We start from the raw sequence: 13,215 nt of genomic DNA on the forward strand, positions 1-13,215 counted from the left end.
CGATGGCGTCAGCTCAGACGCCGCATCTTCTGGATCAGTCTTCCAGCAGCTCTTCAGCCTGACCCAGGATGTTTTCCAGGGTGAAGCCGAACTCTTCGAACAAGGCAGGCGCAGGCGCCGACTCGCCGTAGGTGGTCATGCCAATCACGCGGCCTTCCAGGCCCACGTACTTGTACCAGCAGTCCGCGTGAGCGGCTTCGATGGCGATACGGGCGCTGACCTGCAACGGCAGAACGGCTTGCTTGTAACCGGCGTCCTGAGCATCGAACACGCTGGTGCAAGGCATCGAAACAACACGCACTTTACGACCCTGTTCGGTCAGCTTGTCGTAGGCCTGAACCGCCAGGCCGACTTCGGAACCGGTGGAGATCAGGATCAACTCAGGCTCGCCGTCGCAGTCCTTCAACACGTAACCGCCACGGGCGATGTCGGCGATCTGGAACGCATTACGGGTTTGGTGCTGCAGGTTCTGACGCGAGAAAATCAGCGCCGAAGGGCCGTCCTTGCGTTCCAGAGCCAGTTTCCAGCACACCGCCGATTCAACGGCATCGGCTGGGCGCCAGGTGTCGAGGTTCGGCGTGCTGCGCAAGCTGGTCAGTTGCTCGATCGGCTGGTGAGTCGGACCGTCTTCGCCCAGACCGATGGAGTCGTGGGTGTAGACGAACACGACACGCTGCTTCATCAGCGAGGCCATGCGCACGGCGTTGCGGGCATATTCCATGAACATCAGGAAGGTCGCACCGTAAGGCACCAGACCGCCATGCAAGGCCACGCCGTTCATGATCGCGCTCATGCCGAACTCGCGAACGCCGTAGTACATGTAGTTGCCGCTGGCGTCTTCAGCCGAAACACCTTTGCAACCTTTCCACAGGGTCAGGTTGGAACCGGCCAGGTCAGCGGAGCCGCCCAGCAGTTCAGGCAACAGCGGGCCGTAGGCATTCAGGGCATTCTGGCTGGCTTTACGGCTGGCGATGGTTTCGCCTTTGGCAGCGACTTCAGCAATATAAGCAGAGGCTTTTTCAGCGAAGTCTTCCGGCAGTTCGCCGCTCAGACGACGAATCAGCTCGTTGGCCAACTCAGGGAAAGCAGCAGAATAGGCAGCGAAACGCTGATCCCATTCAGCTTCGGCCGCGCGACCGGTTTCCTTGGCGTCCCACTCGGCGTAGATGTCGGCCGGGATTTCGAACGGACCGTGATTCCATTTCAGCGCAGCACGGGTCAGAGCGATTTCCGCGTCACCCAATGGGGCGCCGTGGCAGTCTTCCTTGCCTTGCTTGTTCGGTGAACCGAAACCGATGGTGGTCTTGCAGCAGATCAGGGTTGGCTGATCGCTTTTACGCGCAGTTTCGATCGCGATCTTGATCTCTTCAGGATCGTGACCGTCGACGTTGCGGATCACCTGCCAGTTGTAGGCTTCGAAACGCTTCGGCGTGTCGTCGGTGAACCAGCCTTCGACTTCGCCGTCGATGGAGATGCCGTTGTCATCGTAGAAGGCGATCAGTTTACCCAGGCCCAACGTACCGGCCAGGGAGCCGACTTCGTGGGAAATGCCTTCCATCATGCAGCCATCACCCAGGAACACGTAGGTGTGGTGATCGACAACGTTGTGGCCCGGACGGTTGAACTGCGCCGCCAGGACTTTCTCTGCCAGGGCAAAACCCACCGCGTTGGCCAGGCCCTGGCCCAGTGGACCGGTGGTGGTTTCAACGCCTGGGGTGTAGCCCAATTCCGGGTGACCCGGGGTGCGGCTGTGCAGTTGGCGGAAGTTCTTCAGGTCTTCGATCGACAGATCGTAGCCGGTCAGGTGCAGCAGCGAGTAGATCAACATCGAGCCGTGACCGTTGGACAGCACGAAGCGGTCACGGTCGGCGAACGATGGATTGCTCGGGTTGTGCTTCAGGTAGTCACGCCAAAGTACTTCGGCGATATCCGCCATACCCATAGGGGCACCGGGATGGCCGCTGTTGGCTTTTTGCACGGCATCCATGCTGAGGGCACGAATGGCGTTGGCACGCTCACGACGGCTGGGCATCGCTGTTCTCCTGCGGATATTGAATCGAGAGTGAATAAAACGAAACGGAAAAAAGGCGAGCATTTTCCCTCACCCACCCGCCTCGGGGCAATGACAGATAGTCATCTGAAGGCGTTTTTCCGGTGGATAAAGTCGCATTTGCCTGATGAAACCTTTCCGCTGACGATTTGTAGAGTGACCCTTTCCCCGAGAAGTGCCATCTATCGAGCAATATCAAAACTTTTTGATATTGCTCTTGCGGTGTTTTCTGACCGTCACTAGACTGCTGGCCTTATGAATTTACGTGTGCCTTCCATTCGACATGACGATTGCGATGAGCTGGCGGCCCTGTGCAAGGCCGGCGGCGATCCTCTGCGGCTGAATGTATTGCGCGCGCTGGCCAACGATTCGTTTGGCGTACTGGAGCTGGCGCAGATCTTTGGCATCGGCCAGTCCGGCATGAGTCATCACCTCAAGGTATTGGCCCAGGCAGGTTTGGTGGCGACGCGCCGTGAAGGCAACGCGATTTTCTACCGTCGCGCCCTGCCTCACACCGACCTGTTGGGTGGCAAGCTGCATGCCGCGCTACTGGAAGAAGTGGACAACCTGACCCTGCCTGCCGATGTGCAGTCGCGGATCGGTCAGGTCCATGGGCAACGAGCGGCGGCCAGCCAGGACTTTTTCTCACGGGTCGCGGAGAAGTTTCGCGCCCAGCAAGACTTGATCGCCGGTCTGCCGCAATACCGCGAAAGCGTGGTGGCATTGCTCGACAAACTAAGTTTCAGCGAAGGCGCCACGGCCATCGAAGTCGGCCCCGGAGATGGCGCATTTCTGCCGGAACTGGCGCGCCGCTTCACACAGGTCACGGCGCTGGACAACAGCCCGGCGATGCTCGAACTGGCGCGCCAGGTTTGCGAACGTGAAACACTGGCTAACGTCAGCCTTCAATTGGCCGATGCATTGAACGGTGTCCGCCTCAAGGCTGACTGCGTTGTACTGAACATGGTGTTGCACCATTTCGCCGCGCCGGCCGAAGCACTCAAGCACATGGCCAACTTGCTGCAACCGGGCGGTAGCCTGCTCGTGACAGAGTTATGTAGCCACAACCAGAGTTGGGCCAGGGAGGCCTGCGGTGATCTATGGTTGGGGTTTGAACAGGACGATTTGGCCCGTTGGGCCACCGCTGCGGGACTCGCTCCCGGGGAAAGCCTCTATGTAGGCTTACGTAATGGTTTCCAGATCCAGGTCCGCCATTTTCAGCGACCGGCTGGCGACACTCACCATCGGTAAATTCAGGAAAAAATCGAGATGAGCGAATACTCCCTCTTCACCTCCGAGTCCGTGTCCGAAGGGCATCCGGACAAAATCGCCGACCAGATTTCCGATGCTGTGCTGGACGCCATCATTGCTGAAGACAAGTTCGCCCGTGTAGCGGTCGAGACCCTGGTAAAAACCGGCGTTGCAATCATCGCAGGTGAAGTCACCACGTCGGCCTGGGTCGACCTGGAAGAGATCGTGCGTAACGTGATTCTGGACATCGGCTACAACAGCTCCGATGTCGGCTTCGACGGCGCCACTTGCGGCGTGATGAACATCATTGGCAAGCAGTCCCCTGACATCAACCAGGGTGTCGACCGTGCCAAGCCTGAAGATCAGGGCGCCGGCGACCAGGGCCTGATGTTCGGCTACGCCAGCAACGAAACCGACGTGCTGATGCCAGCACCGATCACCTTCTCGCACCAGCTGGTTCAGCGTCAGGCCGAAGCCCGTAAATCCGGCCTGCTGCCTTGGCTGCGCCCGGATGCCAAGTCGCAAGTGACTTGCCGTTACGAAGGCGGCAAGGTTGTCGGTATCGACGCTGTTGTACTGTCGACCCAGCACAACCCTGACGTGTCCTACAAAGACCTGCGCGAAGGCGTGATGGAGCTGATCGTCAAGCATGTACTGCCTGCCGAGCTGCTGTCCAAAGACACCCAGTTCCACATCAACCCGACTGGCCAGTTCATCATCGGTGGGCCGGTAGGCGACTGCGGCCTGACCGGTCGCAAGATCATCGTTGACAGCTACGGCGGCATGGCCCGTCACGGCGGCGGCGCGTTCTCCGGTAAAGATCCATCGAAGGTTGACCGTTCGGCCGCCTACGCAGGTCGTTACGTGGCTAAAAACATCGTGGCGGCCGGCCTGGCTGAGCGTTGCGAGATTCAGGTTTCCTACGCCATCGGTGTTGCTCAGCCGACGTCGATCTCGTTGAACACCTTCGGCACCGGCAAAATCAGCGACGACAAAATCGTCAAACTGGTTCGCGAAGTGTTCGACCTGCGTCCATACGCAATCACCACCATGCTCGACCTGCTGCACCCGATGTACCAGGAAACCGCCGCGTACGGCCACTTCGGTCGCACCCCGGCAACCAAGACTGTGGGCGATGACACTTTCACCACCTTCACCTGGGAAAAGACCGACCGCGCCGATTCCTTGCGCGCTGCTGCCGGCCTGTAAGACTTTCCCGGCGGTACCAAAAGCCCTGCACGGTTCGCCGTGCGGGGCTTTTTATTGCGAAAAATCGAAAGATCGCAGCCTCGTTTCACTCGACAGCTCCTACCGGGATTTGTGTAGGAGCTGTCGAGTAAAACGAGGCTGCGATCTCTTGATCTTCCTGTCTCTCGAAACACACCGAAAAACATCCTCGCTAACGACGCCCGAAAGCTGACTAACCTTGAAAGCATTCTCCCTGAGCAAGGACGCTCACGATGCTTCTGCGCGTGTTTTTCAGTTTTCTACTGATGATTTTCTGCCTGACCACCCACGCTACCGAGTGCCCCGACTGGCCACCCGCACGCGCCCTGGACGAAATCACGTCACTGCAGAAACAAATCGACCTCTGGGACGACAGCTATCACCGGGGCGGCCGTTCATTGGTCGCCGATGAACTCTACGATCAGTCCCGTGCACGACTGACCGAATGGCGCACTTGTTTCGACCTGGACCAATCCGCGGAACCGCTACGTACCGCAGGCGGCACGATGCCTCATCCCATCGCCCACACGGGCCTGGAAAAACTCCGCGATGGTCGCGCCGTCGAAGCCTGGCTAAAAGGACGGAGCGATGTCTGGATTCAGCCCAAGATCGACGGTGTGGCGGTGACGCTGATCTACCGCAAAGGCTTGCTGACTCAGGCAATCAGCCGCGGTGACGGCGTAAATGGCCAGGATTGGACGGCTTCGGCGCGCCAGATCGCCGCCATCCCCCAACAATTGCCGCAGCCACTGGACCTGCTGCTGCAAGGTGAACTCTATTGGCGCCTGACCGACCACGTACAGGCCCGTGCCGGCAGCCTCAATGCACGCGCCACAGTGGCCGGCTTGATGGCCCGCAAAAAGTTAAGCACTGAGCAAGCCGCCGGGATCGGCCTGTTTGTCTGGGACTGGCCCCAAGGCCCGGCCAGTTTGCCCGCCCGCATCGCAGTCCTGGATGAGTTGGGCTTCCCGAGCACCGCACCTTACAGTCACCCGATCAAGGTATTTGCCGACGCTGAACGTTGGCGCGATCACTGGTATAGCTCGCCCCTGCCCTTCGCCAGCGACGGCATCGTCTTGCGCCAGGATCAGCGCCCACCCGCCGAGCGCTGGCAGGCTAAACCGCCTTATTGGAGCGTCGCCTGGAAATACCCTTTTGGCCAAACCCTGGCCGAGGTGCGCAAGGTCCACTTCAAGATTGGACGGACCGGACGAATCACCCCGGTACTGGAACTGACGCCGGTAACGCTCGATGACCGGCAGATCAAGCGAGTCAGTGTGAGTTCACTGCAACGCTGGGAAACACTGGATATCCGGCCCGGAGACCAGGTCTCCATCAGCCTGGCAGGCCTGACCATTCCCAGGCTTGACGGCGTCGTGCTGCGCAGCACCCAACGCACTGAATTGAGCGCACCGCTGGCGGACGACTTTCATCATTTGAGTTGCTGGCAGCCGACACCGGGGTGCGAAAGCCAATTCCTCGCCCGACTGACCTGGCTCAGCGGCAAGCAGGGACTGGCGTTGCCGCATGTCGGTCCTGGCACTTGGGAGAAACTTTTCGAAACAGGCCGTCTGAATGGCCTGCTGGATTGGTTGACCCTCGATGCTCAAGAGCTTGCTAACATTAACGGCTTCGGCGAACGCAGCAGCGCTCGTCTTTTGAACAGTTTCAACAGTGCCCGACAACGCCCTTTCGCTCGCTGGCTCAAAGCCCTGGGTTTACCGCCGACCGGCCAGGCGCGGCTTGCCGATACATGGCAGGAACTGGCACAACGAAATATCGAACAATGGCAGGCAGAAGCCGGCATCGGCCCGGGACGCGCAGCGCAATTGAGCGCATTTTTCCGTGACCCGCAGGTCCTGGCCTTGAGTGAAACATTACGTCTTGCGGGGATTGACGGTTTTTAGCGGCCGGCGATGCCCGCCAACCCGGGAACCCAATGGTGCCGCGGGGCTCAAACACCCCATCGCCACATCGACCCGATCGCTTTTTCACATGGAGCTTTTATGAAACTTCTTTCACCGCTCGCCCTGTTGACCCTTTGCAGCGTGCTGGCCGCTCCGCTGATGGCCGCCGAAGAAGCTCCGGGCCTGACCGGCTGCGCCGCAAAGAAGCAGGGCCTCATCAACCAGATTGAACTGGCCAAGTCTCACGGTAACGCCGACCAGCAGGCAGGCCTCGAAACGGCCCTGAGCGAAGTCACTGCTCATTGCACTGACGCTTCCCTGAAGAAAGAACGGGAGAACAAGGTGCTCGACGCCAAGCACGAAGTCAGCACGCGTCAGGCTGACCTCGACAAGGCCATGAAGAAAGGCGACGCCGAGAAGATCAACAAGCGCAAAGACAAACTCGCCGAGTCCCGCAAGGAATTGCAGGACGCACTCGATGAACTGGATAAGTAAGGATCAATGATCCCGAAACTCTTTATGGCAGGCACTGCAGGCATCTTCGACCTTCTGCACGGCCGGCCCCAGGTTACTGGCCTTGTAGGGCTGAACCTTGCTGGCAATCACCAATTCACCGGTGGCGACTTCAAGGTTGCGGGCCATGTCCTGGAAGTGTTCCTGTTTCTGCCAGACATCGCTCTTGGCGCTGGTGTGATCTTCTTCGCGCACCTGCGGAAAATGTTTCCAGGGTTCACGGGACAACGCATCGAGTTTCACGGCACCGTCAGCGAATTTCGGGCCGTCGAACGGAATGCGACCACGCAACATGCCGCCCAGGTCTTCGCCGGTCTTGAGCATTTGCTTGAAGATCGCCTTGCGCTGGCCCAGCGGCGAGTTGGGGTCGACACCACCGCAGGCAGACAACGTCAGGCAGGCCAGCAATACAACAGAAAGTCTTTTAAGAGTCATGGTGGCTTCAGGTCACGGGAAACGGCGGCCAGTATCCTCGCGTCATCGGCAAAGACCAATAGCCCTATTATCAATACGGGTTGTTTGAGCGCATGGAGCACTCAGGCAACCGACAAAGGAATTACTCCATGAACAGCCGTTTCAAGGCCTGGCGTCACAACCTCGCCTGGACCCTTCCGATGGTGGCCGTGCTTGCGGGCTGCACCGGTGGCGACAACAACACACCGAAAACCCACGCCCTGGCGACCTACTCCAGCGCCACGTGGGAAGCACTTCCGACGGTGTCCGACAACGACCTGGTCGCCGGCTTCGGTTCGTGGCGTAGCGCCTGCACCCGACTCAAAGCCGACCCGGTGTGGGGCTCGACGTGTGCGGCTGCCGCCAACGTGCCGCAAATCGCCAGCGACATACGTGGCTTCCTCAAGCAGAACCTCGACGTCTACGGCCTGCGCGCCGCCAATGACAATCCCAACGGCTTGATCACCGGCTATTACGAGCCGGTCTACCCCGGCAGCCTGACCCAGACCGAAGTGGCAAACATCCCGGTGTACGGTGTGCCCGAGGACATGATCATCGTCTCTCTGGACAGCATCTACCCGGAACTCAAAGGCAAACGCCTGCGAGGCCGACTCGAAGGTCGCGTGCTCAAGCCTTACGACGATGCGGCCACGATTGAAACCAAAGGGGTCAAGGCACCGGTTGTTGCCTGGCTTACCGATCCGATGAACCTGCAATTCCTGCAAATCCAGGGTTCGGGTCGTATCCAGCTCGATGATGGTCGACAGTTGCGCATTGCGTATGCCGACCAGAACGGTCACCCGTATCGACCGATCGGCCGCTGGCTGGTGGACCAGGGCGAGCTGAAAAAAGAAGAAGTGACCATGGGCGCCATCAGCAATTGGGCCAAGGCCAATCCGACGCGCATTCCGGAACTGCTGGGCAGCAACCCCAGCTACGTATTCTTCACCCGCAATCCGGACAGCAACGAAGGGCCTCGCGGCTCGTTGAACGTACCGCTAACCGCCGGCTACAGCGCGGCGGTGGATCGCAAAGTGATTCCGCTGGGCAGTCTGTTATGGTTATCGACCACTAAACCGGACGGCACCGCACTGGTACGCCCGGTTGCCGCTCAGGACACCGGCGGCGCAATTGCCGGCGAAGTCCGTGCGGACCTATTCTGGGGCACAGGTGAGGCGGCCGGGCAATTGGCTGGCGACATGAAACAGCAGGGGCAGATCTGGATGCTCTGGCCTAAAGGCGCAGCCCTGCCTCAAGTGCCTCAGGTGACCGACAAGCTTTAAAGTCAAAAGACCGCAGGCTCGCCGCAAAATCGCGGAAGAGCGTAGGAGCTGGCGAAGCCTGCGATCTTTTGAGCTTGCTCTTAAACAGAAACCACAAAGAAACTGACGATCAACCCCATCCCCACCAACCACACCAGCGACCGCAAAATCGCCCAGTCCGCCAAGTAGCAAATGATGTACAGCAGCCGACTGGTGATAAACAACACCGCCAGCACATTGATCGTCACCAGTTCGGCATTGCCGGCCAGGTGCGCAACGATCACCGCCGCCGCGAACGCGGGAATCACTTCAAGACTGTTCAGATGCGCCGCATACGCGCGTCGGCCAAAACCATTCAGTGACTCGAGAAAGTCACGGGGGTCATGATTGTCTTTCGGCCTGAACCCGCCACTGACCCTGGCGATGCCCGTGCAGATATAGGGCAGGAAAATCGCGATCAAAATGCACCACAGAGCAACCGTCATAACGCATTCCCTTCTTCAAGTTTCAAGAGTCGAGCTCCAGTCAAAACTTCATCACCAGCATGCCGATCAGCACCAGCCCACAGGCTAAGAGCCGTGGCCTGCCGAAAGGTTCTTTCAGGTAACGCATGCCGAACAGCACCACCAGGATCACACTGATCTCGCGCAATGCCGCCGCTTCGGCAATCGAGCCCAGCTGCATGGCCCACAGCACCAGAGCGTAGCTGAACAACACGCAAAACCCGACCGCCAACCCCAGTCGCCACTGCTCACGCCAGAACAACATGAAGGCCGGTCGCTTACGCACCAGCGCCAGTAAGGGGAACGGCCAGGCACTGAGCAACGTGACCCACACCAGATAATCCAGCGGATGCGACCAGCGCCGCAACGCCTGGCCATCGATGAAGGTGTAACAGCCGATGCACAGGCCGATCAACGCCACCACCGGCAGCATCGACCACGGCAATCGCGCACCGCCGCCGCCCTGCCAGAGCAGGCACAGCATGCCGAACGGGATCAGCAGAATCCCGAAGATCTGCTGGTTCGTCAGCACTTCTCCGGCAAAAATCAGCGTCAGTGCCAGCACCACCAGCGGCGACAGGCCACGCATCAGCGGATAGACCAGCCCGAGATCACCGACCCTATAGGCCTGGATCAGCAAATAGCGATAGAGCAATTCAAACGCCGCCGATGCCAGAATCCACGGCCAGATGTCCATGGGCGGCAAGTTCACGAACGGCAGCATCAGCGCGACAAACAGCATTGCAACGCTGTCCATGCAGGCCACCACCAGCAGCCGTTCCGCACTGAATTTGATCAGGGTATTCCACGCCGCGTGCAACAGCGCCGCTACTAACACCAGTGCTGTTGCAAGCACGGCACACTCCTTATTTTGTCCCGCCCTCTGTAGGAGCTGTCGAGTGAAACGAGGCTGCGATCTTTTGATCCTGGAAAATCAAGATCAAAAGATCGCAGCCTCGTTTCACTCGACAGCTCCTACGGAGTTCAGTTGGATAATTGATTCGCCATATGTCAGCAGCTGTTTATACTGCAAGCGACCACGCCGCACTCAGTTGCGCACAGACTAATTCCAATAAATTTTTGCCACCGCCCGCTCTCCCCAAGAACGGGCGTCGGCATGCGTATGCCTGATCAGAGCGTCAAGACTACCGACAGAGACCTTGCGCATGCCACTCGCCTTGCTTGCCCTCGCTGTTGCCGCGTTCGGCATCGGCACCACTGAATTCGTCATCATGGGCTTACTGCCCGATGTCGCCCGCGACCTCGCCGTGAGCATTCCCCACGCGGGCCTGCTGATCACCGGCTACGCACTGGGCGTGGTGTTCGGTGCGCCGATCCTCGCGGTCGGCACCGCCAACATGCCGCGCAAAGCCACGCTGCTGGGCATGACGTTGATGTTCATCCTCGGCAACATTCTTTGCGCATTGGCGCCGAACTACGCCACGTTGATGGCCGCACGAGTGGTCACCGCGCTCTGCCACGGTGCGTTCTTCGGCATCGGTTCGGTGGTTGCCGCCGGCTTGGTGGCACCGAACAAACGCGCCCAAGCGATTGCGATGATGTTCACCGGCCTGACCCTGGCCAACGTGCTGGGCGTGCCGTTGGGCACTGCGCTCGGGCAATACGCCGGCTGGCGCTCGACATTCTGGGCGGTGTCGGTGATCGGTGTGATCGCGGCTATCGCGCAGTGGGTCTGGCTGCCGAAGGACATCGCCATGGACAAGGCCAACCTCGCCAGCGAGTTCAAAGTGCTGGGCAAGGTCAACGTGTTGTTGGCGCTGGGCATGAGTGTGCTGGCGTCGACCAGCCTGTTCAGCGTCTTCACTTACATTGCCCCCATCCTGCAAGACATCACCGGTGTCAGCCCGCATGGAGTCACCATCATGCTGCTGCTATTCGGGGTCGGTTTGACCGCGGGCAGCATGCTCGGTGGTCGACTGGCGGACAGTCGTTTGCTGCCTTCACTGGTCGGCATGGCGCTGGCCGTAGCAGTTGTATTGGCTGCCTTTAGCCAGACCAGTCACTCGGTGATCCCGGCAGCGATCACGCTGGTGTTGTGGGGGATCTTCGCCTTTGCCCTGTGCCCGATTTTGCAACTGCTGATCATTGATCAGGCCCATGAAGCACCGAATCTGGGTTCAACGTTGAACCAGAGCGCGTTCAACCTCGGCAACGCAGCCGGTGCGTGGATAGGTGGGCTGGTTGTCGCCAGTGGTGCGGATCTGGCGGACTTGCCGTGGACCGGCGCGCTGGTCAGTGGGTTGACGGTGGCGACGGCGGTTTTCTACATCTATCTGCAACGCCGTGGGGCGGGGGTGGTCAATGTGTCCGGTACAAACACCCCAGGGGGATAGAGGGCTGGGTAGCTCTTGATCTAACAAAGATTTCAAACTTATTACTTTTTGCTCTTCTGCGGGTCGGGCTCCGGGCCTTGATCCGCAGTCTTCTTTGGCGGCCCGCTCTCGCTGCGAATCTGCGCATGGCTGATCAGCGCGAAGATGAAGCTGCCGCCGATGATGTTCCCCGCCAGCGTCGGCCCGGCGAACACCTGCCAGAAATCCTTCCACGGCAACTCGCCGGCAAACACCAGATACGAGACCTCGGCCGAACCGACCACGATGTGGGTGAAATCCCCCAGCGCCATGAGGTAGGTGATGAGGATGATGATCCACATCTTCGCGCTCTCCATGGACGGAATCATCCAGACCATGGTGGCGATCATCCAGCCCGACACAATGCCTTTGGCGAACATCTGGCTGGCGTCGTTCTCCATGATCTTGCGTCCGATATCGAGGAAAGCCAGGTCGGTCTTGCTGTCGAAAATCGGCAGATTCAGCATCACATACGCCACCAGCAACGTGCCGCAGAGGTTGCCCACCAGCACCACCGACCACAGGCGTAGCAATCGACCGAAATTGTTCAGTGTGGGTTTGGTCATGATCGGCAGCACAGCCGTCAGGGTGTTCTCGGTGAACAATTGCTGACGGGCGAGAATCACCGCGAGAAAGCCTGCGCAGTAACCGAAACTGGCGATCACCTTGAAGCCTTCGCCGTCCGGCAGACGGGAATTGAGCAGCCCCATGGCCATCAGCGACAGGCCCATGGTCAGGCCGGCGGCCAGCGCCGACCACCACAAGGCGGCGACACTGCGTTCGAGTTCCTGATCGCCCTGGGTGCGGATGATTTCGTGCAGCACCGCCGCCCGCGGCGGCTGGCTCTTGTCGACGTCGTGCTGTTCTTCAGGGGAGAGGTTCGGGGTCTTGCCGTCTTTTTGCGTGTCCATAAAGCTCCGGAACCAGTGGCGTGTCATGTAGGTACGACACGCAGGGTCAGGGTCCGTTCTGTAGGAGCTGCCGAAGGCTGCGATCTTTTGATCTTGATTTTCAGCGGTCAGTGACGACGCCAGGGTCAAGATCAAAAGATCGCAGCCTTCGGCAGCTCCTACGGGCTCGCATTACTCGCTGATGCCATCTTCCTTGAACTGGTCTTTGACGTACTTGATCTCGGTTTGGCCGTGCGGTGCAGGCAAGCCGTCTTCACCCAGATTAACGAAGACAATCTTCTCCACCGTCAGGATGCTTTTGCGGGTGATTTTGTTACGCACTTCGCACTTCAGGGTGATGGAGGTGCGACCGAATTCGGTGGCGGTGATGCCCAGTTCGATGATGTCGCCCTGGCGCGAGGCACTGACGAAGTTGATCTCGGAAATGTACTTGGTGACCACACGCTGATTGCCCAGCTGGACGATGGCGTAGATCGCCGCTTCTTCGTCGAGCCAGCGCAACAGGCTGCCGCCGAACAACGTGCCGTTGGGGTTGAGGTCTTCGGGTTTTACCCATTTGCGGGTGTGGAAATTCATATTCACTCCTGACCGTCTTGCCGATTGATGCCGGCCATCATGGCAGAGCCCGACCTAGAGCTCTATCAAGCATCGGCTATGGCCTCGATTACCGTTCAGACATTGACCAACAGAAACGCTTTGGAAGTATCGCTCACACGGCTATAATCGCCACCGTTTCAAAACGGTCATCTTCGGTTGATACCGTTTT

12 protein-coding genes are annotated in these 13,215 nt (G+C 59.2%); 6 read left to right on the forward strand and 6 right to left on the reverse strand.

The features are described from left to right. Positions 1-34: 34 nt before the first annotated feature. Positions 35-2,032, reverse strand: a complete 1,998-nt coding sequence (gene tkt / locus WLY71_RS00415; RefSeq protein WP_347802065.1) for a transketolase — start codon at positions 2,030-2,032, stop codon at positions 35-37. A gap of 273 nt (positions 2,033-2,305) precedes the next feature. Between tkt and WLY71_RS00420 the strand changes: the two genes are divergently transcribed. The 4 genes from WLY71_RS00420 (at position 2,306) to WLY71_RS00435 (ending at position 6,930) form a co-directional block, all read left to right on the forward strand. Then, a complete protein-coding gene (locus WLY71_RS00420; protein ID WP_347802066.1) occupies positions 2,306-3,301 on the forward strand; it encodes an ArsR/SmtB family transcription factor in 996 nt (331 codons plus the stop codon). Positions 3,302-3,319: 18 nt separating this feature from the next. Next, entirely contained in the window at positions 3,320-4,510 is a 1,191-nt protein-coding gene (gene metK / locus WLY71_RS00425; RefSeq protein ID WP_033060397.1) for a methionine adenosyltransferase, read from the forward strand. Between the two features lie 251 nt (positions 4,511-4,761). After that, on the forward strand, positions 4,762-6,435 hold the full coding sequence (gene ligB, locus WLY71_RS00430) for an NAD-dependent DNA ligase LigB (protein WP_347802067.1): 1,674 nt from the start codon (positions 4,762-4,764) through the stop codon (positions 6,433-6,435). Between the two features lie 99 nt (positions 6,436-6,534). Beyond that, positions 6,535-6,930 carry a DUF1090 domain-containing protein gene (locus WLY71_RS00435; RefSeq protein ID WP_347802068.1) on the forward strand — a complete coding sequence of 132 codons (396 nt, stop codon included), beginning with the start codon at positions 6,535-6,537 and terminating at the stop codon, positions 6,928-6,930. A gap of 3 nt (positions 6,931-6,933) precedes the next feature. Here the strand turns inward: WLY71_RS00435 and WLY71_RS00440 are convergent, their stop codons facing one another. After that, positions 6,934-7,383, reverse strand: coding sequence for a c-type cytochrome (locus WLY71_RS00440; RefSeq protein ID WP_347802069.1), 450 nt, complete (start codon positions 7,381-7,383; stop codon positions 6,934-6,936). Positions 7,384-7,511: 128 nt separating this feature from the next. Between WLY71_RS00440 and mltA the strand changes: the two genes are divergently transcribed. Further along, positions 7,512-8,684 (forward strand): murein transglycosylase A, encoded by a 1,173-nt coding sequence (mltA, locus tag WLY71_RS00445; protein WP_347802070.1) that lies wholly within the window; start codon positions 7,512-7,514, stop codon positions 8,682-8,684. An 80-nt stretch (positions 8,685-8,764) separates the two neighbouring features. Here the strand turns inward: mltA and WLY71_RS00450 are convergent, their stop codons facing one another. Both WLY71_RS00450 and WLY71_RS00455 read right to left on the reverse strand, forming a co-directional pair. Next, a complete protein-coding gene (locus WLY71_RS00450) occupies positions 8,765-9,148 on the reverse strand; it encodes an MAPEG family protein (RefSeq protein ID WP_347802071.1) in 384 nt (127 codons plus the stop codon). A 40-nt stretch (positions 9,149-9,188) separates the two neighbouring features. Next, complete coding sequence (locus tag WLY71_RS00455; protein ID WP_347802072.1) at positions 9,189-10,022, reverse strand: EamA family transporter; 834 nt, start codon at positions 10,020-10,022, stop codon at positions 9,189-9,191. A 310-nt stretch (positions 10,023-10,332) separates the two neighbouring features. Between WLY71_RS00455 and WLY71_RS00460 the strand changes: the two genes are divergently transcribed. Further along, positions 10,333-11,520, forward strand: coding sequence for an MFS transporter (locus WLY71_RS00460; RefSeq protein WP_347802073.1), 1,188 nt, complete (start codon positions 10,333-10,335; stop codon positions 11,518-11,520). Positions 11,521-11,561: 41 nt separating this feature from the next. On the opposite strand, the gene WLY71_RS00465 is transcribed toward WLY71_RS00460, so the two are convergent. Both WLY71_RS00465 and WLY71_RS00470 read right to left on the reverse strand, forming a co-directional pair. Further along, positions 11,562-12,449: a formate/nitrite transporter family protein gene (locus WLY71_RS00465; RefSeq protein ID WP_347802074.1), complete on the reverse strand. Its 888-nt coding sequence runs from the start codon at positions 12,447-12,449 to the stop codon at positions 11,562-11,564. Positions 12,450-12,620: 171 nt separating this feature from the next. Next, positions 12,621-13,025: an acyl-CoA thioesterase gene (locus tag WLY71_RS00470; protein WP_347802075.1), complete on the reverse strand. Its 405-nt coding sequence runs from the start codon at positions 13,023-13,025 to the stop codon at positions 12,621-12,623. Positions 13,026-13,215: the final 190 nt, after the last annotated feature.

This window comes from Pseudomonas rossensis (assembly GCF_039888995.1).
In the GTDB taxonomy this organism is placed as follows: domain Bacteria; phylum Pseudomonadota; class Gammaproteobacteria; order Pseudomonadales; family Pseudomonadaceae; genus Aquipseudomonas; species Aquipseudomonas rossensis.

Coding starts and splice junctions, on each gene's coding strand:
- WLY71_RS00465 (WP_347802074.1), bottom strand. CDS start 12,449: ATGGACACGCAAAAAGACGGCAAGACCCCGAACCTCTCCCCTGAAGAA.
- mltA (WP_347802070.1), top strand. CDS start 7,512: ATGAACAGCCGTTTCAAGGCCTGGCGTCACAACCTCGCCTGGACCCTT.
- tkt (WP_347802065.1), bottom strand. CDS start 2,032: ATGCCCAGCCGTCGTGAGCGTGCCAACGCCATTCGTGCCCTCAGCATG.
- WLY71_RS00435 (WP_347802068.1), top strand. CDS start 6,535: ATGAAACTTCTTTCACCGCTCGCCCTGTTGACCCTTTGCAGCGTGCTG.
- metK (WP_033060397.1), top strand. CDS start 3,320: ATGAGCGAATACTCCCTCTTCACCTCCGAGTCCGTGTCCGAAGGGCAT.
- WLY71_RS00460 (WP_347802073.1), top strand. CDS start 10,333: ATGCCACTCGCCTTGCTTGCCCTCGCTGTTGCCGCGTTCGGCATCGGC.
- WLY71_RS00420 (WP_347802066.1), top strand. CDS start 2,306: ATGAATTTACGTGTGCCTTCCATTCGACATGACGATTGCGATGAGCTG.
- WLY71_RS00440 (WP_347802069.1), bottom strand. CDS start 7,383: ATGACTCTTAAAAGACTTTCTGTTGTATTGCTGGCCTGCCTGACGTTG.
- WLY71_RS00450 (WP_347802071.1), bottom strand. CDS start 9,148: ATGACGGTTGCTCTGTGGTGCATTTTGATCGCGATTTTCCTGCCCTAT.
- ligB (WP_347802067.1), top strand. CDS start 4,762: ATGCTTCTGCGCGTGTTTTTCAGTTTTCTACTGATGATTTTCTGCCTG.
- WLY71_RS00470 (WP_347802075.1), bottom strand. CDS start 13,025: ATGAATTTCCACACCCGCAAATGGGTAAAACCCGAAGACCTCAACCCC.